The sequence below is a fragment of the Streptomyces sp. NPDC051219 genome, assembly GCF_040682335.1.
Lineage (GTDB): Bacteria > Actinomycetota > Actinomycetes > Streptomycetales > Streptomycetaceae > Streptomyces.
Genome location: NZ_JBFBAS010000007.1, coordinates 137,362 through 158,561 on the forward strand (window position 1 = coordinate 137,362; position 21,200 = coordinate 158,561).

Annotated in this window: 23 protein-coding genes; 10 read left to right on the forward strand and 13 right to left on the reverse strand. The window is 70.5% G+C overall.

Features of this window, described 5'->3' with window-relative positions; genetic code table 11:
- Positions 1–6 precede the first annotated feature (6 nt).
- A complete protein-coding gene (locus tag AB0M62_RS11405; protein ID WP_366073908.1) occupies positions 7–1,476 on the forward strand; it encodes a hypothetical protein in 1,470 nt (489 codons plus the stop codon).
- 30 nt (positions 1,477–1,506) lie between these two features.
- On the opposite strand, the gene AB0M62_RS11410 is transcribed toward AB0M62_RS11405, so the two are convergent.
- From AB0M62_RS11410 to AB0M62_RS11425, 4 genes are all read right to left on the reverse strand, one after another.
- Positions 1,507–1,788, reverse strand: coding sequence for an SHOCT domain-containing protein (locus AB0M62_RS11410; protein WP_366073909.1), 282 nt, complete (start codon positions 1,786–1,788; stop codon positions 1,507–1,509).
- A 42-nt stretch (positions 1,789–1,830) separates the two neighbouring features.
- Complete coding sequence (locus tag AB0M62_RS11415; RefSeq protein ID WP_366073910.1) at positions 1,831–2,283, reverse strand: DUF6325 family protein; 453 nt, start codon at positions 2,281–2,283, stop codon at positions 1,831–1,833.
- Positions 2,284–2,514: 231 nt separating this feature from the next.
- The gene (locus AB0M62_RS11420) at positions 2,515–3,471 is read right to left on the reverse strand and encodes a PhzF family phenazine biosynthesis isomerase (RefSeq protein ID WP_366073911.1); all 957 of its coding nucleotides are present in this window, start codon (positions 3,469–3,471) and stop codon (positions 2,515–2,517) included.
- A 53-nt stretch (positions 3,472–3,524) separates the two neighbouring features.
- Positions 3,525–4,286 (reverse strand): SDR family oxidoreductase, encoded by a 762-nt coding sequence (locus AB0M62_RS11425; protein WP_366073912.1) that lies wholly within the window; start codon positions 4,284–4,286, stop codon positions 3,525–3,527.
- A 114-nt stretch (positions 4,287–4,400) separates the two neighbouring features.
- On the opposite strand from AB0M62_RS11425, the gene AB0M62_RS11430 reads away from it, so the two are divergent.
- From AB0M62_RS11430 to AB0M62_RS11440, 3 genes are all read left to right on the forward strand, one after another.
- A complete protein-coding gene (locus tag AB0M62_RS11430) occupies positions 4,401–6,029 on the forward strand; it encodes an alkaline phosphatase D family protein (protein WP_366073914.1) in 1,629 nt (542 codons plus the stop codon).
- Between the two features lie 174 nt (positions 6,030–6,203).
- A complete protein-coding gene (locus tag AB0M62_RS11435) occupies positions 6,204–7,508 on the forward strand; it encodes a Bcr/CflA family multidrug efflux MFS transporter (protein WP_366074016.1) in 1,305 nt (434 codons plus the stop codon).
- Between the two features lie 9 nt (positions 7,509–7,517).
- Entirely contained in the window at positions 7,518–8,516 is a 999-nt protein-coding gene (locus AB0M62_RS11440) for a small ribosomal subunit Rsm22 family protein (protein ID WP_366073915.1), read from the forward strand.
- Between the two features lie 87 nt (positions 8,517–8,603).
- Here AB0M62_RS11440 and ddaH read toward each other — a convergent pair whose 3' ends face one another.
- Positions 8,604–9,473 carry a dimethylargininase gene (gene ddaH, locus AB0M62_RS11445; RefSeq protein WP_366073916.1) on the reverse strand — a complete coding sequence of 290 codons (870 nt, stop codon included), beginning with the start codon at positions 9,471–9,473 and terminating at the stop codon, positions 8,604–8,606.
- 144 nt (positions 9,474–9,617) lie between these two features.
- Here ddaH and AB0M62_RS11450 point away from each other — a divergent pair, with 144 nt between their 5' ends.
- Positions 9,618–10,253 carry a TetR/AcrR family transcriptional regulator gene (locus AB0M62_RS11450; protein ID WP_366073917.1) on the forward strand — a complete coding sequence of 212 codons (636 nt, stop codon included), beginning with the start codon at positions 9,618–9,620 and terminating at the stop codon, positions 10,251–10,253.
- A gap of 385 nt (positions 10,254–10,638) precedes the next feature.
- Positions 10,639–11,382, forward strand: coding sequence for a bifunctional DNA primase/polymerase (locus tag AB0M62_RS11455; protein ID WP_366073918.1), 744 nt, complete (start codon positions 10,639–10,641; stop codon positions 11,380–11,382).
- A 99-nt stretch (positions 11,383–11,481) separates the two neighbouring features.
- Here the strand turns inward: AB0M62_RS11455 and AB0M62_RS11460 are convergent, their stop codons facing one another.
- The 4 genes from AB0M62_RS11460 to efeO are packed head-to-tail and all read right to left on the reverse strand — an operon-like array spanning position 11,482 to position 15,744.
- Positions 11,482–12,462 carry a hypothetical protein gene (locus AB0M62_RS11460; RefSeq protein ID WP_366074017.1) on the reverse strand — a complete coding sequence of 327 codons (981 nt, stop codon included), beginning with the start codon at positions 12,460–12,462 and terminating at the stop codon, positions 11,482–11,484.
- A complete protein-coding gene (efeU, locus tag AB0M62_RS11465) occupies positions 12,350–13,306 on the reverse strand; it encodes an iron uptake transporter permease EfeU (protein ID WP_366073919.1) in 957 nt (318 codons plus the stop codon). Before efeU ends, AB0M62_RS11460 begins: the two co-directional genes overlap by 113 nt.
- A 15-nt stretch (positions 13,307–13,321) precedes the next feature.
- Positions 13,322–14,590 (reverse strand): iron uptake transporter deferrochelatase/peroxidase subunit, encoded by a 1,269-nt coding sequence (efeB, locus tag AB0M62_RS11470; RefSeq protein WP_366073920.1) that lies wholly within the window; start codon positions 14,588–14,590, stop codon positions 13,322–13,324.
- A 14-nt stretch (positions 14,591–14,604) separates the two neighbouring features.
- Positions 14,605–15,744 carry an iron uptake system protein EfeO gene (gene efeO / locus AB0M62_RS11475; RefSeq protein WP_366073921.1) on the reverse strand — a complete coding sequence of 380 codons (1,140 nt, stop codon included), beginning with the start codon at positions 15,742–15,744 and terminating at the stop codon, positions 14,605–14,607.
- A gap of 167 nt (positions 15,745–15,911) precedes the next feature.
- Between efeO and AB0M62_RS11480 the strand changes: the two genes are divergently transcribed.
- The gene (locus tag AB0M62_RS11480) at positions 15,912–16,619 is read left to right on the forward strand and encodes a PhzF family phenazine biosynthesis protein (protein ID WP_366073922.1); all 708 of its coding nucleotides are present in this window, start codon (positions 15,912–15,914) and stop codon (positions 16,617–16,619) included.
- A gap of 44 nt (positions 16,620–16,663) precedes the next feature.
- On the opposite strand, the gene AB0M62_RS11485 is transcribed toward AB0M62_RS11480, so the two are convergent.
- Complete coding sequence (locus tag AB0M62_RS11485; protein ID WP_366073923.1) at positions 16,664–17,311, reverse strand: biliverdin-producing heme oxygenase; 648 nt, start codon at positions 17,309–17,311, stop codon at positions 16,664–16,666.
- 139 nt (positions 17,312–17,450) lie between these two features.
- Complete coding sequence (gene map / locus AB0M62_RS11490; protein WP_366073924.1) at positions 17,451–18,308, reverse strand: type I methionyl aminopeptidase; 858 nt, start codon at positions 18,306–18,308, stop codon at positions 17,451–17,453.
- Positions 18,309–18,366: 58 nt separating this feature from the next.
- On the opposite strand from map, the gene AB0M62_RS11495 reads away from it, so the two are divergent.
- Complete coding sequence (locus AB0M62_RS11495; protein ID WP_366073925.1) at positions 18,367–18,612, forward strand: hypothetical protein; 246 nt, start codon at positions 18,367–18,369, stop codon at positions 18,610–18,612.
- Positions 18,613–18,677: 65 nt separating this feature from the next.
- On the opposite strand, the gene AB0M62_RS11500 is transcribed toward AB0M62_RS11495, so the two are convergent.
- A complete protein-coding gene (locus AB0M62_RS11500) occupies positions 18,678–19,280 on the reverse strand; it encodes a hypothetical protein (protein ID WP_366073926.1) in 603 nt (200 codons plus the stop codon).
- A gap of 74 nt (positions 19,281–19,354) precedes the next feature.
- Here AB0M62_RS11500 and npdG point away from each other — a divergent pair, with 74 nt between their 5' ends.
- A complete protein-coding gene (gene npdG, locus AB0M62_RS11505; RefSeq protein WP_366073927.1) occupies positions 19,355–20,083 on the forward strand; it encodes an NADPH-dependent F420 reductase in 729 nt (242 codons plus the stop codon).
- Positions 20,084–20,169: 86 nt separating this feature from the next.
- Positions 20,170–20,358 carry a hypothetical protein gene (locus tag AB0M62_RS11510; protein WP_366073928.1) on the forward strand — a complete coding sequence of 63 codons (189 nt, stop codon included), beginning with the start codon at positions 20,170–20,172 and terminating at the stop codon, positions 20,356–20,358.
- On the opposite strand, the gene AB0M62_RS11515 is transcribed toward AB0M62_RS11510, so the two are convergent.
- Positions 20,348–21,142 carry a site-2 protease family protein gene (locus tag AB0M62_RS11515; RefSeq protein ID WP_366073929.1) on the reverse strand — a complete coding sequence of 265 codons (795 nt, stop codon included), beginning with the start codon at positions 21,140–21,142 and terminating at the stop codon, positions 20,348–20,350. The two genes, AB0M62_RS11510 and AB0M62_RS11515, sit on opposite strands and share 11 nt — an antisense overlap.
- Positions 21,143–21,200 lie beyond the last annotated feature (58 nt).

Below are 21,200 nucleotides of genomic sequence, written 5' to 3' on the forward strand. Positions count from 1 at the left end.
TGCTTCATGGCAGCCCACTCGTCCGAGCCGGATGCATCCGGCACCAGTCAGGGACGGGAGGTCCCTGCTTCGCCGAGCGGGCGGCCCGTCGGTGCCGACTCCGAAGGAACGGCCCGCTCCACGGCCGGCGACCAGCGGCCGTCGGATGATCAAGCGCGGTGGGACGACCTGCAGCGTCGTGTCGCGGACCTGGAGGGGGGAAGCCGTCGCCGACACCGGGGCCGGTCGCTGCTCTCCGCCGTACTGATCATCCTGGCCGCGGTGCTGTCCGTCCTGTCGGTCGTCGCCGTGTGGGCGGACAGCATCGTGGGGGACACCGACCGCTATGTCGCCACGGTCGCTCCGTTGGCGGACGATCCAGCGGTGCAGACGGCGGTCACCAATCGGGCCACCGCCGCGCTCCTGGCGGAGATCGACGTGAAAGCCGTGGTGAACGAACTTTCCGCCGCGGCATCCCAGGAGGGAGTACGCCCCGAGGTCGCCAGGCTGATCAGCGGGCTGAGCGGACCGATCGAGAGCGGTTTGAAGGAACTGATCAGCAGTACGGTCCGCCGAGTCGTCTCCAGCGACGTGTTCGAGACCTTGTGGATCGACGCCAACCGAGTCGCTCACACCACTCTGGACAAGGCGCTGACCGGTAAGGGCGGAGGCGCCGTCTCGTTGAAGAACAACGAGGTCGCCATCGATGTGGGCCCCATCGTCGACAAGGCCAAGGACGAGTTGGTGAACGCCGGCCTCTCCCGGGCGGCGAAGATCCCCGAGGTGCACACCGACTTCGTCGTGTTCGCCTCGGACGACCTCGGCAAGGTCAAGACGTACGTGCGGATCCTGCAGATCCTCGGTACCTGGCTCCCGGTCATCACCGTGCTCATCGCCGCCGCCGCGGTGTTCCTGGCAGCCAACCGCCGCCGCGCACTCATCGCGGTCGCGCTCTCCATCGCCTTCGCCATGCTGTTGCTCGGCACCGGCCTCACGATCTTCCGCGCCATCTATCTCGACCGGCTGCCGCCGCATGTGTACCAGCCCGCGGCAGCCGCGGTCTTCGACACACTCATCAGATTCCTGCGTGCCACGGTGCGTGTCGTGGGCGCGGTCGCGTTGGTGACCGCCATCGGCGCCTTTCTCGTCGGGCCCTCCCGGGCCGCGGTCGCGGTGCGCCGTGCCTGCGCCACGGGCATCGGCGCAGTGCGGGAAGCCGTTGGGGCCGGCGGGCGCCTGGGCCCGGTGGGCACGTTCGTCCACCGCTACAAGCGCTGGATCGGCGGGGCCGTCCTGCTGGCCGCGGTGCTCGTCCTCGTCACCTGGTCGTACCCGACCACGCAAGTGGTGCTGTGGCTTGTTGTCGCCGTACTGGCGGCCTTCGCCCTCCGTGAGTTCCTGGACGACGGCGGCCCGGGACGGGACGAGGCCGCATCGGAGAAGCGCCGGCAGGAGCATGCGCCGGCGCCCGCTGCCGACCGTCGTGACGGGGGATGAGAACGGGGGCGCCCCGATCGGGGAGTCGGTTCAGGAACTCAGGATCCGGCTCTTCTGATCCGCGAACTCGGCTTCGGTGAGCACGCCCTGGGACTTGAGCTCGCCGAGCTCCTTCAACTGGGCGATCTTGGCTTCCATCGAGGGTGCGGCCGGGGGCGCAGGCGCCGCTTCGGCCGGCTGCTGGGGACCGGCCTGCTGGGCATCCTGGTCGGCCCACCGGCCGGCCTGTCGGCGCGACACACGGTTGGAGACCGCGGTCGCCGTCCCGGCGACGACGGCGGTGCGGGCAACCCCCCGGAGTAGTCCAGGCATGTGCTTTGTCCTTAGTCTCGCGAGCAGCCGCTGGGGACTGCCTCAGGAACCGGACTTGTTTTCGGTGGCCTCGAGTGAGGCCACGAGAGCCTGCACCGGAATCCGTCCGCCGGCCACCATCTGGGCGCCGCTGCGCCGCAGGGCTGCCGCGAGGGGACCGGCCCACAGGTTCTCGTACACGATGATTCCGGCGGCGCGTTCGGGTTCGAGAGCGGCGGCCGCCTCCTGAAGATCGTCGTCGCCGAGCAGGCCCGAGGAGGCGCCTTCGAAGACGGTCAGGTCGAGCAGGCCGTCGCCGTCGATGTCAGCGATTTCCATCCCGGTGACGGAACCGTCCGATTCTTTTCTGACGAAGGCGAGGTCGAGGATCCGGATGATTCGGCGCTCGACCAGATCGAGCAGCAGAGGCAGGCCCTCGCCGGTCATTCGGTTGCCGGGAAACTCAATGACCAGATAGTCGACAGGACCCATCTCGGAAAACTCGTCGGCGCTCATGTCGACTCCTCGCAGGGCTGGGCTCGACTGGGCTCGTCCGAGTGGAACCTCTCCGAGCCGTTCCACGGCTTTCACGCACCTCAGCCATTGCATCACCGCCCGGAAGTCCCTGCACCTCGGGTCAGGCCCCGCCTGTCGGGCAGGTCAGGCGCGCTGTGCCCGTGAAGAGCGTGAAGTCGTGGGGCCGGGTTGCGTGCCGCCAGACGAAAATGGCCAGCGCCATGACGAAGATCAGCCCGACCAGGATGACGAGCTCGATTCCCTGGGGATTCCACTTGAACGAACGCTCGGCCTCGGCGGTGACGATGAGAACCTTCCGGACAACTCGTCAGGGATGCGCGCCCCCGCGCCCCCCACCCGCACCCGCGGGTCTCCGGCGCGGAGCTCCACCGTCAGGACGCCCGGGCGTCCCATGTCCTCGCCCTGGTGGAGGGTGAGCACCGACTCCTCCGGGACGAGGCCGAGCTCACGCGCGTACGCGCCGAACGCGGCCGCCGCCGCGCCGGTCGCCGGGTCCTCGACCACGCCGCCCACCGGGAACGGGTCGCGGACGTGGAAGGTGGTCTCCGACGCGCGGTGGACCAGTTGCACCGTCGTCAGATCCAGTCGGTGCATGAGCGCCTCGAGCCGGGCGAAGTCGTACGCCAGATCGGCCAGCCGCCCACGGGTGGCGGCCCCCAGGACGAGATGGCGGGCGCCGGCGTAGGCGATCCGCGGCGGCATCGCCGGGTCCAGGTCGGCGGCCGGCCAGTCCAGCGCGGCCAGCGCCTCTGTGAGGTCCTCCGCAGTGATGTCCTCCACGTGCGGCTCGACGCTGGTCAGTGTGGCGCGCAGCTCGCCGTCGGTCTCGGTCACGGTCACCGGGACCGGACCCGCGGGGCTGGCGAAGACCAGCTCGCCCGGACCTGTGCGTTCGCCCAGGGCGACCGCGGTCGCCACGGTGGCGTGACCGCAGAAGGAGACCTCGGCCTTCGGGCTGAAGTACCTGATGGTGAACGCGCGACCGGGCTCGCCGAGGCCCTCCGGCGGGGCGGTCAGGAAAGCCGATTCGCTGTAGCCGAGTTCCGCCGCGATCGCGAGCATGGCCTGGTCGTCCAGCCCGGCCGCATCGAGCACTATCCCTGCGGGATTGCCGCCCGCGGGGTCGGCGGAGAACGCGGTGTAGCGCAGGATCTCATTCGTCGTCATGTGGCGGAGCAACCACGCCCGCCGCGCGCTCATTCCCGGCCGGGCAGGCCGCCTCAGCCGCGCCCGATGTACGGCATCGTCGTTGCCATCACGGTCGCGAACTGCACGTTCGCCTCCAGCGGCAGCTCCGCCATGTGCAGCACGGTCCGGGCGACGTCCGCCGCGTCCATCACCGGTTCAGCCGCGAGCTGTCCGTTCGCCTGCAGGACGCCGGTCTGCATCCGCCCGGTCATCTCGGTCGCCGCGTTGCCGATGTCGATCTGCCCGCACGCGATGCGGTACGGGCGTCCGTCCAGGGACAGCGACTTCGTCAGACCCGTCATCGCGTGCTTCGTCGCGGTGTACGCCACCGAGTTCGGCCGAGGCGCATGCGCGGAGATCGAGCCGTTGTTGATGATCCGTCCGCCTTGCGGGTCCTGATCCTTCATCAGCCGGAACGCGGCCTGCGCGCACAGGAAGGAGCCGGTCAGGTTCACGTCCACCACCTTGCGCCACGCCTCGTAGGGGAGGTCCTCCAGTGCCACGCCGCCAGGTCCGAACGTGCCCGCGTTGTTGAACAGCAGATCCAACCGGCCGTACCGCTCGCGCGCTGCGGTGAACAGCGCGGCCACGTCCTGCGGCGAGGACACGTCCGTCCGTACGCACAGCAGGTCGCCCGAGAGTCCGGCGGCCTCGGCCGTCGCCTCCAGGGCCTCCATGCGGCGGCCGGCCAGAGCCACCGACCAGCCGGCTCCGGCCAGGGTCAGTGCGACCGCCCGGCCGATCCCGGAGCCTGCACCCGTCACGACTGCGATCTTCTTCGCAACAGCATCCATGGGGCCGCAGCGTACGTGACACACCCTCGTCATTTTGCTGTTGTGTACGTGACAACCGCGCGCCTCCCCCATCCCCTCCAATGCTTCTGGCAACATCCGGCAGGGGAGGGGCAAATGACGTCATATCAGGACAAAATCTCACCGGAGCTCCGCGCAGCGGCCCGGCACATCGGCCGCCGCCGGTTCCTCACCACCACCGGAGCCGCGGCCGCCCTCGCGTTCGCGACCGACCTGCCGGGCAGCGCCCGGGCCGCCGAGCTGAACGCAAGGAGGATCACCGAGGACCCGTTCACCCTCGGTGTCGCTTCGGGCGACCCGATGCCCGGATCCGTACTCCTGTGGACCCGGCTCGCGCCCAGTCCCTACGAACCGGGCGGCGGCCTCCCGCCGTCCCGAGTCCGGCTGGACTGGGAGATCGCCCACGACGACCAGTTCCGCCGGCGCGTCACGAACGGAACCGTCACCGCGCACCCCGAGTTCGACCACTGCGTCCATGTCGAGGCCGACGGGCTCATCCCGGACCGCGTCTACTACTACCGCTTCCGCGCGGGCACCTGGATCAGCCCGACCGGGCGCACCCGAACGGCCCCCGAAGCCGACGCCCAGATCGCGGAACTGAGGCTGGCCGCCGTCTCCTGCCAGGCGTACCACGACGGCTACTTCACCGCGTACCAGCACCTCGCGGCGGAAGACCTCGACGTGGTCGTCCATCTGGGCGACTACCTCTACGAGTACGCCGTGAACGCCACCGGCGGCGCGCGCGCCTACACCGACCGCCGCCTCCCCGCGCACTTCAACCGCGAGACGGTCAGCCTCGAGGACTACCGGCTGCGTTACGCCCTGTACAAGTCGGACCCGGACCTCAGGGCCGCGCACGCCGCGCACCCCTTCGTCGTCACCTGGGACGACCACGAGACCGAGAACAACTACGCGGGCGAGATCCCCGAGAACGACGTCCCCCCGGAAGAGTTCCTGATCCGGCGAGCCGCCGCCTACCGCGCGTACTGGGAGAACCAGCCGCTGCGCCTGCCCCAGCAACCGACGGGCCCGGACATGCGGCTCTACCGCCGGCTGCACTTCGGCCGGCTCGCCCAGTTCGACATCCTCGACACCCGCCAGTACCGCTCCAACCAGGCGTACGGCGACGGCTGGCAGACGCCGGGCCCCGAATCCGAGGACCCCTCGCGCACGATGACCGGCGAGAGCCAGGAGCGATGGCTGCTCGACGGCTGGCGGCAGTCGGGCGCGCAGTGGAACCTCGTCCCGCAGCAGGTGACCTTCGCGCAGCGCCGCAACGTGCCGACGTCCGACTTCAAGCTCTCGATGGACGCGTGGGACGGCTACCCGGCCTCGCGCGAACGCATCCTCGACGGGGCGGCAGCGGCCGGCGTCGAGAACCTCATGGTGCTCACCGGCGATGTGCACGTCGGCTACGGCTTCGACCTGAAGAAGGACTTCGACGACCCGGCTTCGCCGACCGTCGGCACCGAGATCGTCGCGACCTCGGTCTCCAGCGGCAAGAACGGCGCGGACAAGCCGGCCAACTGGAACGACCTCACCGGCGCCAACCCGCACATGAAGTTCTACAACGGCCGGCGTGGGTACGCCGTCGTCACCCTCGGCACCGAACGGGCGAGGGCGGACTTCCGTACGGTGTCCGCAGTCACCACGCCCGGCGCGCCCGTCGTCACGGCGGCGTCCTTCGTGACGGAGGCGGGTGATCCCGGCCTCACACCCGTATGACCGGGGCTCACACCCGTACGACCGGGGAGGCTTCCCCGCGGGGGCGGCGGGGACCGACCCGGTTTCATCCCCCGTCGGTCTCGGCCACCCGGATTTGCTGAGAGCATGGATCCGCCGCGGGGGATGTCCGGGGGGCGTCCCCCGGAGTGCGCGGAAAAGGACATGGAGAGCTCAATGCCGGAGAGCGGCCGGACCACGAACAAGCCCGACCACATATCGGCACAGCGGTCCTCGGCGCCCGCGGTCGCCGCCACGCGCCGCACCGGCTTCCTCGTCACGATGGTGCTCGGCGGGCTCACCGCACTGCCGCCCCTCTCCATGGACATGTACCTCCCGGCGCTGCCGGAGGTCACGCGCTCGCTGAACAGCCCCGCCGCGACCGTCCAGCTCACCCTGACCGCCTGCCTCGCCGGCATGGCGCTGGGCCAGCTCGTGGTCGGGCCGATGAGCGACCGGTGGGGCCGCCGTCGCCCGCTGCTCATCGGCATGGTCGTGTACGTCGTCGCCACCGCCATCTGCGCGTTCGCGCCCACCGCCGAGCTGCTCATCGGCTTCCGGCTGCTCCAGGGCCTGGCCGGCTCGGCCGGCATCGTGATCGCCCGCGCGGTGGTCCGCGACCTCTACGACGGCGTCGAGATGGCCCGGTTCTTCTCCACCCTGATGCTCATCTCCGGAGTCGCCCCGATCATCGCCCCGCTCATCGGCGGCCAGGTCCTGCGCCTCACCGACTGGCGGGGCGTCTTCTACGTCCTGACCGCCATCGGTGTGGTCCTCACCCTCGTGGTGGCCAAGTGGCTGCACGAGACCCTGCCGCGGGACAGGCGGCACAGCGGCGGCGTCGGGCAGGCCCTGCGCACCATGCGCTCGCTGCTCGCCGACCGCGTCTTCACCGGATACGTGCTGACCGGCGGTCTCGCCTTCGCCGCGCTCTTCGCGTACATCTCCGCCTCGCCCTTCGTGGTCCAGGCCATCTACGGCGCGTCCCCGCAGACCTTCAGCCTGCTCTTCGGCGTCAATTCGATCGGCCTGATCGCCGTCGGGCAGCTCAACGGCAAACTGTTCGTCGGCCGGGTCAGCCTCGACAAGGTGCTCGCCGTGGGCCTTGCGGTGATCACCCTGGCCTCGGCAGCCCTGCTGCTGATGGCCTCCGGCGTCTTCGGCGAGGTCGGCCTGGTGCCGATCGCGGCCGGCCTCTTCGTGCTGATGTCCGCGATGGGCGTGGCGATGCCCAACACCAACGCGCAGGCGCTGATGCGCACCCCGCACGCCGCCGGCTCCGCCTCCGCGCTCATCGGCACCACATCCTTCCTCATCGGTGCCATCGCATCCCCGCTGGTCGGCATCGCGGGTGAGGACACCGCCGTTCCCATGGCCGTGGTGCAGCTCGTCTGCGCTCTCGGGTCCGTCGCCTGCTTCCTGGGCCTGTGCCGTCCCTGGCAGCAGGCCGCGCGGGCTCAGAGCTCCCCGCCCGGAACGTAAACTTCGCTGGTGACCAGCACCGTCCCCACCGCAGAAGCCCTGCGCAGCGCCCTCGCCGGACTTCTCGACGGGCTGCCGCCGAAGCAGGCCGCCCAGGCCGTCGAGCGGCTGATCGCCAACTACCGCGGCCGCACCCCGACCGACGCCCCGGTGCTGCGGGACCGCTCCGACGTCGTCGCGTACGCCGCCTACCGGATGCCGGCCACCTTCGAAGCGGTACGGTCCGCGCTGGCCGGCCTCGCGGCCGCCGCCCCCGCCTGGGCTCCCGGCAGCCATGTGGATGTCGGCGGCGGCACCGGCGCGGCGACCTGGGCGGTGGACGCGACCTGGGCGGAGCCCCGGACCACGACCGTCCTGGACTGGGCCGAACCGGCTCTCGCGCTGGGGCGCGAACTGGCGTCCGACGCGCCTTCGGCCGCCCTGCGCGCGGCCGACTGGCAGCGCCGCATCATCGGGCCGGGCCTTCAGCTGCCCGCCACCGACCTGGTCACCGTCTCCTACGTCCTCGGCGAGCTGACGCCCGGCGCGCGGCGCGCGGTCGTCGCCGAGGCGGCGCGGGCCGCGCAGGCGGTCGTACTGATCGAGCCCGGAACCCCCGACGGTTACCTCCGCATCCGCGAGGCACGGGAACAGCTGACGGACGCCGGGATGCGCGTCGCCGCGCCGTGCCCGCACAGCGGCACGTGCCCGATCGTGCCGGGCGAGGACTGGTGCCACTTCTCTGCCCGGGTCAGCCGGTCCTCGCTGCACCGGCAGGTGAAGGGCGGTTCACTGGCGTACGAGGACGAGAAGTTCAGCTATGTCGCGGCCGTCCGATTCCCCGCGGACCCGGCGCGTGCCCGCATAACGCGCAAACCGCAGATCCGCAAGGGCATGGTCCTGCTGGACCTGTGCACGGCCGAGGACGGCCTGCGCCGCGACACGGTGACCAAGCGCCACGGCCCGCTCTACCGCGAGGCCCGGGACGCGGACTGGGGCGACGCATGGCCGGCGGAGCCGGACTCCTGACCGACCTCGCCGCGCGGCGCGCGCCCCGCCCCTCCGGGGGAGGGGACGGCCCGGGGTGCCGAAGCTCCCCGGGCCCCGCACGCCGGGTCAGGTGCGCAGCTCCTGTGTGCAGCACTTCACGCTGCCGCCGCCCTTCAGCAGTTCGCCCAGGTCCATGCCGATCGGCTCGTAGCCGCGGGCCCGCAGCGGCTCGAAGAGGCCGACAGCCGCCTGCGGCAGCAGCACGTGGCGGCCGTCGCTCACCGCGTTGAGGCCGAGTGCCGCGGCATCCGCCTCCTCCGCGATGATCGCGTCGGGGAACAGCCGGGCGAGTACGGCCCGGCTGCCGGGGGAGAAGGCGCCCGGGTAGTACATGACCTCCCCGTCGACGGTGTCGTCGAGCACCGCCAGCGCCGTGTCCAGGTGGTAATAGCGCGGATCGACGAGGTCGAGGCCGATGACCGGTCGGCCGAAGAACTCCTGGGCCTCGTCGTGCGACAGCGGGCTGGAACGGAAGCCGCGCCCGGCGAGGATCCATGACGCGGTGACCGCGAAATCGCCCTCGCCCTCGTTGATGTGGGAGGGCTCGTGGACCTCGGCGAAGCCGTGCGTCCGGAACCAGTCGAGATGGGCCTCGGCTTCCGCCGCCCGCTCGGGGTAGGCGAAGCGCGCCCCGAGGACGCGGCCGTCCACCACGGTCGCGCCGTTCGCGGCGAAGACCATGTCGGGGAGGCCGGGGCGGGAGTCGAGGAGTTCGACGGTGTGGCCGAGCGCGCGGTAGCGGTCGCGCAGGTCCTCCCACTGGGTCAGGGCGAGCGGCAGGTCCACCGGCTTCGCGGGGTCCATCCATGGGTTGATGGAGTACGTGACCTTGAAGTGCGTGGGTGGGCACATCAGGTAGCGGCGGGGTGTGGCGTCTCTGCGCAAAGAGGGCTCCTCACGGGACGACGGGCGCGCCGAGTGGTTGTCGAGCGCCACAGAATCGTCTCTCCTCAGGTGCCACCGCGCACTGAACTATTCGGGTGGTTTAAGTGAGGTCCGGTGGAACTCGGCCGCGTCGACGGGAAGGATGCGTCGCATGAGGCGAGACGATCCGTCTCGCCGACCTGCTAGATTGAAACCATGACAGAAACCGCGCGGACCGCCCGGTCCGCAGAGGCGAAGGTTCCCGACTCCACGCGCCGCAGCGAGCGCTCCCGCCGCGCGATTCTCGACGCCGCGCTCGCCCTGGTCGGTGAGGTCGGCTACAACAAGCTGACCATCGAGGCCATCGCGGCCCGCGCGGGCGTCGGCAAGCAGACGATCTACCGCTGGTGGCCGTCCAAGGCGGCCGTACTGCTCGATGCGTCCCTCGCCCTCGCCGGGGATGCCGGGACCGAGGCCGAGTGGACCGGATTTCCCGACACCGGGGATCTCGCCGCCGACCTTAAGTACGTGCTCCGCGCCACCGTCGACGAGTTCAACGACGACAAGTACGACGCCCCGGCCCGCGCCCTCACCGCCGCCGGTGCCACCGACCCCGAGCTCGGCCGGAAGTTCACCGAGCAGCTCCTCGAGCCGCAGCTCGCCCTGTACGAGCAGCGGCTGCGCTCCGCGCAGCAGGCCGGCCAGGTCGCCGAGGACACCGACCTGCGGATCGCGCTCGAAACGCTGCTCGGCCCGCTCATGCACCGCTGGCTGCTGCGCACCGCGCCACTCACCCACGCCTACGCGGACGCGCTCGTGGACCAGGTGCTGCGTGGTATCCGCCCCCGCTGAAGCCTGCCGCGACCGGGCGGCCAGTCCCCCCGCTCGTACGCCGTCGACCGCGCGGTCACGCTGTTCTCCGGCCCCTCCAGCGCTCCACAGCGGTGGGCACTGTACACAGGGTGGGGAAGCGTGTCCCATGTCACCCGGCGGCTGCTCCGACCAGGCGGCTCAAGGCTGTTGGCCTGTGCGGCAAGGGGCAGGGCGATGAGTACGGCCAGGGAGTCCTCATGACCATGGGCATCTCAATAGGCTGGAATATCCGCATATGGACAGCAATGGCGTGCGGATCGCGGCTTCACCGCGCGCACCCCGGTTGGGCAGTGCGGTCACCCGGGGCGCAGGATGGTGGGAGCATGTGAAGGTCCGCCGGGGCAACGGTGAGGTGAGGGGATAGATGGGCGCTGAGTCGGGCCGCAACTACCGCGGCGAAGAGAGCAGGATTTCCCAGTGGCTGCGCCGCAGGCAGAAGCCCTCCGCCGATCCCGGCGCGGAACGGGAGAGTCTGCTCCTGGCCGCCGCTGCCGCCGGCCTCCCGCTCGCCCCCGCCGCCCATCCCGCGGGCTACCGGTGTTCCTGCGACCGTGTCGGCTGTCCCACTCCCGCCCGGCATCCCGTCTCCTTCGCCTGGCAGACCCAGTCCACCACCGATCGTGCCCAGATCGAGCGCTGGGCAAGCGGTCAGCCCCAAGCCAACTTCATCACCGCGACCGGCATGGTCCACGACGTCCTCGACGTTCCGCTGGACGCCGGGAGGAACGCCTTGAGGCGCCTCCTCGAGGCCGGTATCGACGTGGGCCCGGTCGCCGAATCGGGTGCCGCCAACGGCCAGAGCCGCATGCTGTTCTTCACCGCCACGCGCGGCACGCCCGAGGACGAGGACGAGTGGTGGCCGTGTGAGCTGGACTGCCACCCCGAGACCATGGACGAACACCCCGGGCTGCGCTGGCACTGCCGCGGCAGCTACGTCCTCGTACCGCCGGCGCGATTGCCCGAGGACCGGAGCGTGGACTGGATCCGCGGCCCCGAGCATCCGCTGCCCGATCCGCTGACGCTGCTGGAGACCCTGACCGACGCCTGCGCGCAGTACGCGGGCGAGGGCCACGAGCACCACCCGGTCGCCTGGCCGCTGGGCCGCTGACGGGCCTCAGCAGCGGCGGACCCGCCCGGCGAGGCTCGGCCCCGGGCCCGAGAAGCGCCCGGGCCCACGGAGCGCAGTCGCACGGGTTCCCGGGGCCGCTCAGGAGCCCTTCGCGCCGACCAGGCCCTGGATACGGTTGAGGAAGGCCACCCGGGGGGCGGCGGAGCCGATCGCCGGTACGGACACCGCCTGGCTGGAGACCCGCTCCTTGATGACCGTGTCGGTGATCGTGCCGCTCATCAGTGCCTTCACATCGGGGCTGATCTGCAGACGCACACCCCTGGCCGCCGTCTGCTGTTCGTAGTGGCGGGTGGCGAAGAACACCAGCGCCCCGCCGTCCTTCGTCCGCAGCCCGAGGGGCGCGAACGTCCCGGTGTCCAGCGCCTGGTCGACGTACTGGGTGGAAACGCCCGGCCGGCGCGCGTTCTCGCTGCGCTCGTCGCGCCACTGGGTGGTGTGCTGCCCCGCCACGAAGTCCGCGGGCTTGCCGCTCTGCAGATAGGCGGCGTACTGCTTGCTCAGCTCCTGCGGCGTCATCGCCAGGCTTGCGTCGGCCGGCGCCACCGGCTCCGCGAATCCGTCCTTGTCCGTCCTGAACGCGGGGATCTCGTCCGGCGTGAGGATCGACAGATAGGCGACCTCCCACAGCTGGTCGGCGCCTCCGCGGACGAAGACGAGCATCCAGCGGTTGTCCTGCGGGCCCTGGTCGGTGTCGCGGTTGCTGTCGGTGTCCGCGACGAACCAGCGCGGCCAGCCCGCCTTACGGGGAATCGTGAACGAGGCGTCCGCCAGCTCCAGGGGCACGTGCTGCGGATTGCCGTTCGGATTGTTGATGCCCTTGGCCTTAAGGCCCGCCTGGTTGATGGCGCCGAGCGCGCCCGTGACCCGGCCCGCGTCGAGGGCCGGATCGAAAGCCCGGTCGGCCTTGTTGTACGCGTCGGTGAAGTCCTTCAGGGCCTGCGTGGCCTCAGCCTTCGTCGCCGACGGTACGACCTCCAGCTCGCCGTGCACCGTCACGCACCCGCTCGCTGTCACCGTCAGCACCGTCACCGCGGCCGTCAGTCCGGCCAGCCGCCTCAGCCTGCTCATGCGTACTCTTCTGCTCCTTCGCCCCCACCGACCGTCCGAACCCTACCGGGGCGAGGAAGAGCGCGAGCGTCGGGATCAGGTACAGCAGCCACACCGTGACCTGAAGAACCGTCGGGTCGGGCTGGAAGTTGAACGTGCCCTTGAGCAGTGTCCCGTACCAGCTGTCGGGAGGGACGGTCGAGCTGATGTCGAAGGCCTTGTTCCGCAGGCCGCCGACGAACTCGGCCTCCTGCAGGTCGTGTACGCCGTACGCGAGGACGCCCGCCGCCACGACGACCAGCATTCCGCCGGTCCACGTGAAGAAGTGGGCCAGATTGATCCGCAGCGCGCCCCGGTAGAACAGCCGGCCCAGCAGCACCGCCGTCGCGATGCCGAGCAGGGCGCCGGCCAGCGGGCGCCACCCGTCGTCGGCCGCGTGCACCGAGCGCCAGACGAACAGGGAGGTCTCGATGCCTTCCCGGCCCACCGCGAGGAAGGCCGTCGCCACCAGTGCGCCGGTGCCCATGGCGAGCGCGGCGTCGAGCCTGCCGTGCAACTCGGCCCTCAGATGCCGGGCAGTCCGCCGCATCCAGAAGACCATCCACGTCACCAGCCCCACGGCGACGATCGACAGGGTCCCGCCGATGGCCTCCTGCGCCTTGAACGTCAGCTCCTGCGTACCGAATTCGAGACCGGCGCCGAACGCGAGACTCACCGTGACCGCGGCGCCGACACCGGCCCAGATGGGCGGCAGCTTCTGCTTGTTGCCTGTCTTGACCAGATAGGCGACGAGGATGCAGACGACCAGGCCGGCCTCCAGGCCCTCGCGCAGGCCGATCAGGAAGTTGCTGAGCACTCCGATTCCTCTCGCTTACGAGAACAGCGCCCGCCCCCACCAGTCGTCCTTGTCGCGGACGCCCGGCGGGACGGCGAAGACGGCCGAACCCACGTGCTGGATGTACTCGTTGAGAACGTCGGCGCGCGCCAGGCTGCGCTGTACCGGGATGAACCCGGTGCGCATGTCCCGCTGGTACGCCAGGAAGAACAGCCCGGCGTCGAGTCGGCCGAGGCCGTCCGTGCCGTCGGTGAAGGAGTAGCCGCGGCGGAGCATCTGGGCGCCGTTGTTGGTGTCCGGGTGGGCGAGGCGAACGTGCGCCGTCGGCAGCATCGCCTTCAGGAACGGCTCGTCGCGCTCCTTCGACCTCCCGACCGGGGCGCCCTCGGCCTTGTCCCGGCCGATGATGTCCTCCTGCTCCTGCAGCGAGGTGCGGTCCCAGGTCTCGATGTGCATCCGGATGCGGCGCGCCACCAGGTACGAGCCGCCGGCCAGCCACGCGGGGCCGTCCTTCTCCGCGACCCACACATGCTTGTCCAGGGCATCGGGGTCGGTGCCGGAGATGTTCCGGGTGCCGTCCTTGAAGCCCATCATGTTGCGCGGGGTCTGCGCCTCGGGCGTGGTCGACGACGTCTTGCCGAAGCCGAGCTGCGACCAACGGATCGCGATCTTGCCGAAGCCGATCCGGGCCAGATTGCGGATCGCGTGCACCGCGACCTGCGGATCGTCCGCGCAGGCTTGCACACAGAGATCGCCGCCGCTGCGCGCCGCGTCCAGATTGTCGCCGGGGAACAGCGGCAGGTCGACCAGCGCCTCGGGCCTGCGGTCCTCCAGGCCGAAGCGGCCCTTGGCGAACAGCGACGGACCGAATCCGATGGTCAGTGTCAGCCGCGACGGCTTGAGTCCGACCGCTTCCCCGGTGTCGTCCGGCGGGGCCTCCGGCAGACCGCCGAAGGCACCCTCGCCGACCGGATGTCCGCGGCTCATCAGGTCCGCGGCGGCCGTCCAGTCCTTGAGCAGCTGAACGAGTGCCGCCCGGTCCTCGGTGGTCACGTCGAAGGCGGCGAAGTGCAGCCGGTCCTGTACGGCCGTGGCGATGCCGGCCTGGTGGACGCCGTGGAAGGGCACGGCCCCACCGGCCGCCGCAGCGGGCGCCGTCTCCTCCCCGGGGCGCAGCGCCACGGCGGTGCCGGCTGCCGCGGCGGCACCCAGGGCCAGCCCGGCACCGCCCCAGCCCAGAAGAGAACGGCGGGACGGCGCCGGGTCGTTCGACGCGGCGGTGGTCTCGTCGACTGTGTAGCTCATCGCGGACGTATCCCTTACTTCACCACGGCCGCGGCGAGCTTGGACAGCGGCTCCGCGAGCGCGTTGACACCGTCCGAGAGCTCCTTGCGCTCCACCTTGCCGACCTTGTCGTAGGAGGTGAACTCGTAGGAGTTCTTGTCGGCGCGGTACTTGTCCAGCAGGTTGTTCAGGGCCGCGAACTGCTTGGCCAGTTCGGCGGTGAGGGCGGGGTCGTTCCTCTCCGCGGTCGGCTTGAGCAGCTGGTACGCGATCTCCGCACCCTCGACGTTCGCCTTGAAGTCGACCAGGTCGGTGTGGCTGTAGCGCTCCTCCTCACCGGTGACCTTGCCGGTGGCGACCTCGTCGAGGAGCTCCTTGGCGCCGTTCGCCATGGAGGAGGGGGTGATCTCCGCCGTGCCGACCTTCTTCTGCCAGACGGTCAGATCCGCCACCAGGGTGTCGGCGAGCTTGCTCTCGGCGGGCCCGAGCTTCCTGTCCAGCCACAGCGCCTTCTCCAGGCGGTGCCAGCCGGTCCACTCCTGGCCCTTCTCCAGGCCGTCCTCGCGCAGGTCGACCTTGGGGTCGATGTCGCCGAAGGACTCGGCGACCGGCTCGGTGCGCTCCCAGCCGATACGGGAGTCGGCGTACGCCTTCTTGGCGCCCTCGATGTCGCCCGCCTTGACGGCGTCCGTGAACACCTTGACCTTCGGCAGCGTCTCTTCGGCCTGCCGCATCACGTACTTGCGGTACGCGGCGACCGCCAGGTCCAGCTGGGGGTCGCGCCTGACGGCCTTTCCGCCACCGGTGGCCGTGACCTTCTGGCGTATGCCGTCGCCCTTCATGCCGGGCTTGCAGGCGATCTCGTAGTCACCGGCCTTGACCTCGGCGGTGATGTCCGCCTTCGTGCCGGAGCCGATGTTCTCGCGCTCGGTGACGATCCGGTCGTCGGGGAAGAGGATGTAGACCTCGGTGACCTTGGAGCCCTTGTTCTCGACCGCGAGCTGGACCTTGCCCGCCGGGAACTCCTTGTTGGAGACCTCGCAGGACGTGTCGGTCGCGGTCACCTCGATGACGCCGTCGCCCTTGGCGTCGCTCTTCTCGGCGCAGCCCGTGGCGGCGGTCAGAGCGGCCACAGTGATGGCAGCGGTGACGACGGAGAAGCGGGCGGGTCGCATTCGGACTCCAAGGCGGGTGGGCAGCGCGGCTGGACGGGGACGGGGCCTGCCTCGGTGGAGAGGCGAACCTAACTTAACGGAGCCTTACCTCACCGGCATCCACTCGTTCAGTGATTCAGCTCTCACACGCGCGTCGAGCCGGGGGTGCGTAGTGCTTGAATGCCGGAGTGAGCGAACTCGACGTACTCGACGCACCGCATGTACTGGACGTGCTCAGGGTGTTCTGCGGGCCGGACGGCCGGCACGGCAACGCTCTGGGTGTGGTGCGCGACGGCCGCGCGTATCCCGACGAGGCGTCCCGGCAGGCTCTCGCCGCCGAACTCGGATACAGCGAGACCGTGTTCGTCGACGACCCGGAGCGCGGAATCGTCGACATCTACACCCCCGGCTTCCGTCTGCCCTTCGCCGGGCATCCGCTCGTCGGTGCCGCCTGGCTGCTGGATGTCGAGGAACTGCTGCCGCCCGCCGGCGAGGTCTGGGCGCGCAGTGACGGCGAGTTCACCTGGATCACCGCGCGGCCGGAGTGGGCCGGGGGCCGCCGCACCGAGCAGTACGCGACCGTCGCCGATGTGGACGCACTGCCGAGTCCTCCGCCCGGTGAGGGCTGGCTGTACGCCTGGGCCTGGCAGGACGAAGCCGCAGGCCGGGTCCGGGCCCGGGCATTCCCCCGGCGCGGCGACGGTATCGCGGAGGACGAGGCGACCGGCGCCGCGGCCCTGGTGCTCACCGCCGAACTGAACCGCGCCCTCAACATCACACAGGGGCAGGGGTCGCAGATCCTGACCGCACCAGGACCCGGCGGCACGATCGAGATCGGCGGCCGGGTCCGATGGGCGGCGCAGGGCAGAGGACCAGGCCTTGAAGCACAGCGCTGACGGTCAGTAGCCGACGCACAGCGCTGACGTTCGGGCGCTGAGAATCAGGCGCTGAGGCGGAACTCCCGGCCCAGTTCGCGGAACACCGCGTCGTTGAGCCCGTAGGCGCGCTTGCACTCGTCGATGATGCGCTGCTTCTCCAGGTCGTCCGCGTTCACCGCGTCCAGCAGCTCCCGGTAGGTCCGCTTGAATGCGGCCGGGTTGGCGATCCGCTCGAAGACGTAGAACCGCACGCCGTCGCCCTTGCGCGCGAAGCCCCAGGTCTTCTCCGCCCTGTCGCGGACCACCTGGCCGCCGGAGAGGTCGCCGAGGTAGCGCGTGTAGTGGTGCGCGACGTAACCGGCGGGCCAGCTCCGCGCGCACTCCGCCACCCGCGCCGCGTACGCCGCCGTGGCCGGCAGCGGAGTCACGCCCGAACGCCAGTCCGGACCGCGCAGATACGCGAGGTCCCGTTCCAGCTCGGCCACGCGCATCAGCTCGGGCCGGATGAACGGGCCCGCGACCGGGTCGGCCGCGAGCGGCTCGGCCGCACCCTCCAGGGCGCTGTAGACGAACCACAGCTGCTCGGTGTAGCGCGTGTACGCGTCGACGCCGAGCCGCCCGCCCAGCAGGTCGCTCATGAAGGACGAACTCTGGGCATCCGTGTGCTGCGTGTGAGAGGCGGTACGGATGAGCGTGGAGAAGGCGTCCATGACGGACCTTTCCGGGGCCGAGGGACAAGGAAAGGAGAGCCGCGGAAGCTGCCGCCACCACCGGTCCTCCTGCTTCGGAGTACCTGAGCCCAATGTGTTCCCGACGTCCTGTCGGTAAAACCCTACGCCCCGGACGGGATCACGGCAGCGTGAGAATCTCCGCCCCGTTCGCCGTCACCACGAGCGTGTGCTCGAACTGTGCGGTGCGCTTGCGGTCCTTCGTCACCACGGTCCAGCCGTCGTCCCACATGTCGTACTCATGGGTGCCGAGTGTGAGCATCGGCTCGATGGTGAACGTCATGCCCGGCTGGATGAGGGTGGTGTGGTGCGGGCTGTCGTAGTGCGGGACGATCAGGCCGGAGTGGAAGGACGAGTTGATGCCGTGCCCGGTGAAGTCGCGCACGACGCCGTAGCCGAAACGCTTCGCGTACGACTCGATTACCCGGCCGATGATGTTGATCTGGCGGCCCGGCCTGACCGACTTGATGGCCCGGTTCAGCGACTCGCGGGTCCGCTCGACGAGCAGTTTGGACTCCTCGTCGACGTTCCCGCAGAGGTATGTGGCGTTGTTGTCGCCGTGCACCCCGTTGATGTACGCCGTGACGTCCAGGTTCACGATGTCGCCGTCCTGGAGCACCGTGGAATCCGGGATGCCGTGGCAGATGACCTCGTTGACGGAGGAACACAGGGACTTGGGGAATCCGCGGTAGCCCAGGGTGGACGGGTAGGCCCCGTGGTCGCACATGAACTCGTGTGCGACCCGGTCCAGCTCGTCCGTCGTGACGCCGGGCGCGATGAGCTTCGCGGCCTCCTCCATCGCCCGGGCGGCGATCCGCCCCGCGATGCGCATGCGCTCAATCGTTTCGGCGTTCTGCACCTCGGGCCCGGAGTACGGCGTCGGCGCGGGCTTGCCCACGTACTCGGGACGCCGGATGTTTCCGGGAACGGAACGGGTGGGAGAGAGCTCCCCTGGTACGAGCAGCGACTGGCCAGACATGAGAGCGAGTGTATCCAGCGCGGATCGGGCAGGCTGGCCGCAGAGAGAGGAGCCGACGATGGCCCTGTTCAAGAAGCGCACGGTGGGCAAACCGGGCGAGTGGTACTACTGCCTCACCCACAAGAAGGTGGAGGAGGGCCCGGAGTGCCCGGCGAAGGACCGCTTCGGTCCCTACGCCAGCCGCGAGGAGGCCAACCACGCGATGGAGATCGCGCGGGAGCGGAACCTCCAGTGGGAGAACGATCCCAGGTGGCACGACGCCGCGGGCGAGGGTGAGGGCGGGGGCGAGGGCAAGCCGGCCTGACGGACGAGGGCAAGCCGCCCTGACGAGCGCGGGAGCCGGCCGGCGGATACGCGCCGGCCCCCTCGCTACCAGCGGGCCGGCGGAGGCGCGGTCAGCTGGTCGGCCAGCCGCGAGAGCCGGTCCCGCAGACGGCGGGGGGTGCGCTGGTCGGGCATGCTGTTCTCCCCGGCGGCCGCGCTGACCAGGTGCTGAACGGTGTCCAGGTCCAGGTCGGCGCTGCCCGGCACGGACAGGGCGTCGTGCGCGATCGTGTGCAGCTCCCGGTCTCCGCCGTCCAGGGACAGTACGGTCGCCCCGGCCCGGCGTGCATCGTGGACCCGCTCCAGCAGCCCGCCGTCCGGCCGCTCGGGAGCCACGACCAGCAGCGTCTCCCCGCGCCGGGCAGCCTCGATCCTGCCAAGCCCGACGGACAGGTGCGGCGGCTCACCGGGCAGCACCCGGTGGCGTACCAGCGTCGGTGCCAACTGGGGCAGCCCCGACCAGGCCGACTCGTCGACCAGATGGGCAGCGAGATGCCACGGCTCGTACCGCTCGGTGCCCACCAGCAGCAGCCCGCCGCCGCACGCGACGACGGACGACCGGAGCGCGCCTGCGAACCGCCGGGTGGCACCGAGCCACTCGGTCCCGGCGAGGACCTCACGCAGCAGGGCGACGCGTACGGCATCCATGGCTCCGCATCCTGCCGTACCGGCCTGTCCCCAGTCCTGAAGTCCGCGCTTCTACCAGCAAGTAAGGTCGCAGCATGACTTCTTCCGACAGTGCTGACACCGCGTCCACCCCGAGTGCGCAGAAGGCGCCCGCGAAGGACCCCTGGGACCTGCCCGACGTCTCCGGCCTGGTGGTCGGCGTGCTCGGCGGCACGGGCGACCAGGGGCGCGGGCTGGCCTACCGGCTGGCCAAGGCCGGCCAGAGGGTGATCATCGGCTCGCGGGCGGCCGAGCGGGCGCGGACCGCCGCCGCCGAGCTGGGCCTCGGCATCGAGGGCGCGGACAACGCCGAGTGCTCGCGGCGCAGTGACATCGTGATCGTCGCCGTTCCCTGGGACGGGCACGCCAAGACGCTGGAGTCGCTTCGCGAGGAGCTGGCGGGGAAGCTCGTCGTCGACTGCGTCAACCCGCTCGGCTTCGACAAGAAGGGCGCGTACGCCCTGAAGCCGGCGGAGGGCAGCGCTGCCGAGCAGGCCGCCGCCCTGCTGCCGGACTCCCGGGTCACCGCCGCCTTCCACCACCTGTCCGCCGTCCTGCTCCAGGACGAGTCGATCGACGAGATCGACACGGACGTGATGGTGCTGGGCGAGGCGCGCGCCGACACCGACCTCGTCCAGGCCCTGGCCGGCCGGATCCCCGGGATGCGGGGCGTCTTCGCGGGGCGGCTGCGCAACGCCCACCAGGTCGAGTCGCTCGTCGCGAACCTGATCTCGGTGAACCGGCGCTACAAGGCGCACGCGGGCCTGCGCGTCACCGACGTCTGAGCCGTACCGAGCCCGTGCCGGGAGCACCGGGGCATGGGGGACACTGGAGGGGCTGCACTGAAAGCCCCCGGACAGGAGCCGACCCCATGCCCCGCCTTGCTCTGTACGCCCTCGTCGTCTGCGCCCTGGCCGTGGCCGCGGCCGTGCTGGCCTTCGCCAAGGGCAGCTTCCTCGGGATCGTGTGGGTACTGCTTGCCGGTCTGTCGTCGAACATGGCCTGGTACTACCTGCGCAGGGCGAAGGCCGAGCGGACCGCGCCCACGCCTACCGCATGAGGCAGCGCGGGTCCTGGTCGGTCCAGAAGCGGTAGGCCTGCTGCCCGCAGTACGTGTCCACCTCGCTCACTCCGAGCGTCTGCATCAGCGCGTGGATCCCGTCGAAGAACGCGTGGTTGACCGCGGGGATGAAGAGGACGCCGAAGACCGCGAGCAGGCCGAAGGGCGCGAACGGCTCGATTTGGCGGCGGATCCCGTACGACAGCCAGGGCTCGATCACCCCGTAGCCGTCGAGGCCCGGGATCGGCAGGAAGTTGAGCAGGGCGGCGGTGACCTGGAGGAGGGCGAGGAAGCCCAGCGCGTATCGGAACAGCAGCGGCACCCCGTCCAGGGCGTCCAGCCAGAACGGCGCCGTGCAGACGATCGCGAACGCGACGTTCGTCAGGGGTCCGGCCGCCGAGATCAGACTGTGCTTCCAGCGGCCCCTGATCCGGCCCCGCTCGATGAAGACGGCGCCGCCGGGAAGGCCGATGCCGCCCATGATCACGAAGAGCACCGGCAGCACGATGCTCAGCAGGGCGTGCGTGTACTTGAGCGGGTTGAGAGTCAGATAGCCCTTCGCACCGACCGAGATGTCACCGCTGTGCAGCGCGGTGCGGGCGTGTGCGTACTCGTGAAGGCAGAGCGACACGATCCACGCGGCCGTCACGAAGAGGAAGACGGCCAGACCGGCGCTCGCGGAGAAGTCCGTCCACACGGCCCAGCTCGTGACCGCCATGACGGCAACGATTCCGAGGAAGACGGGACTGACCCGCCGGTCGCCGCGGGTTGCTGCGGTGGTCATGGGCGGGGCTCCCAGGATCGTGGCGGGCGGGTGCGCGCGTCGACCGTACCGGCGACGT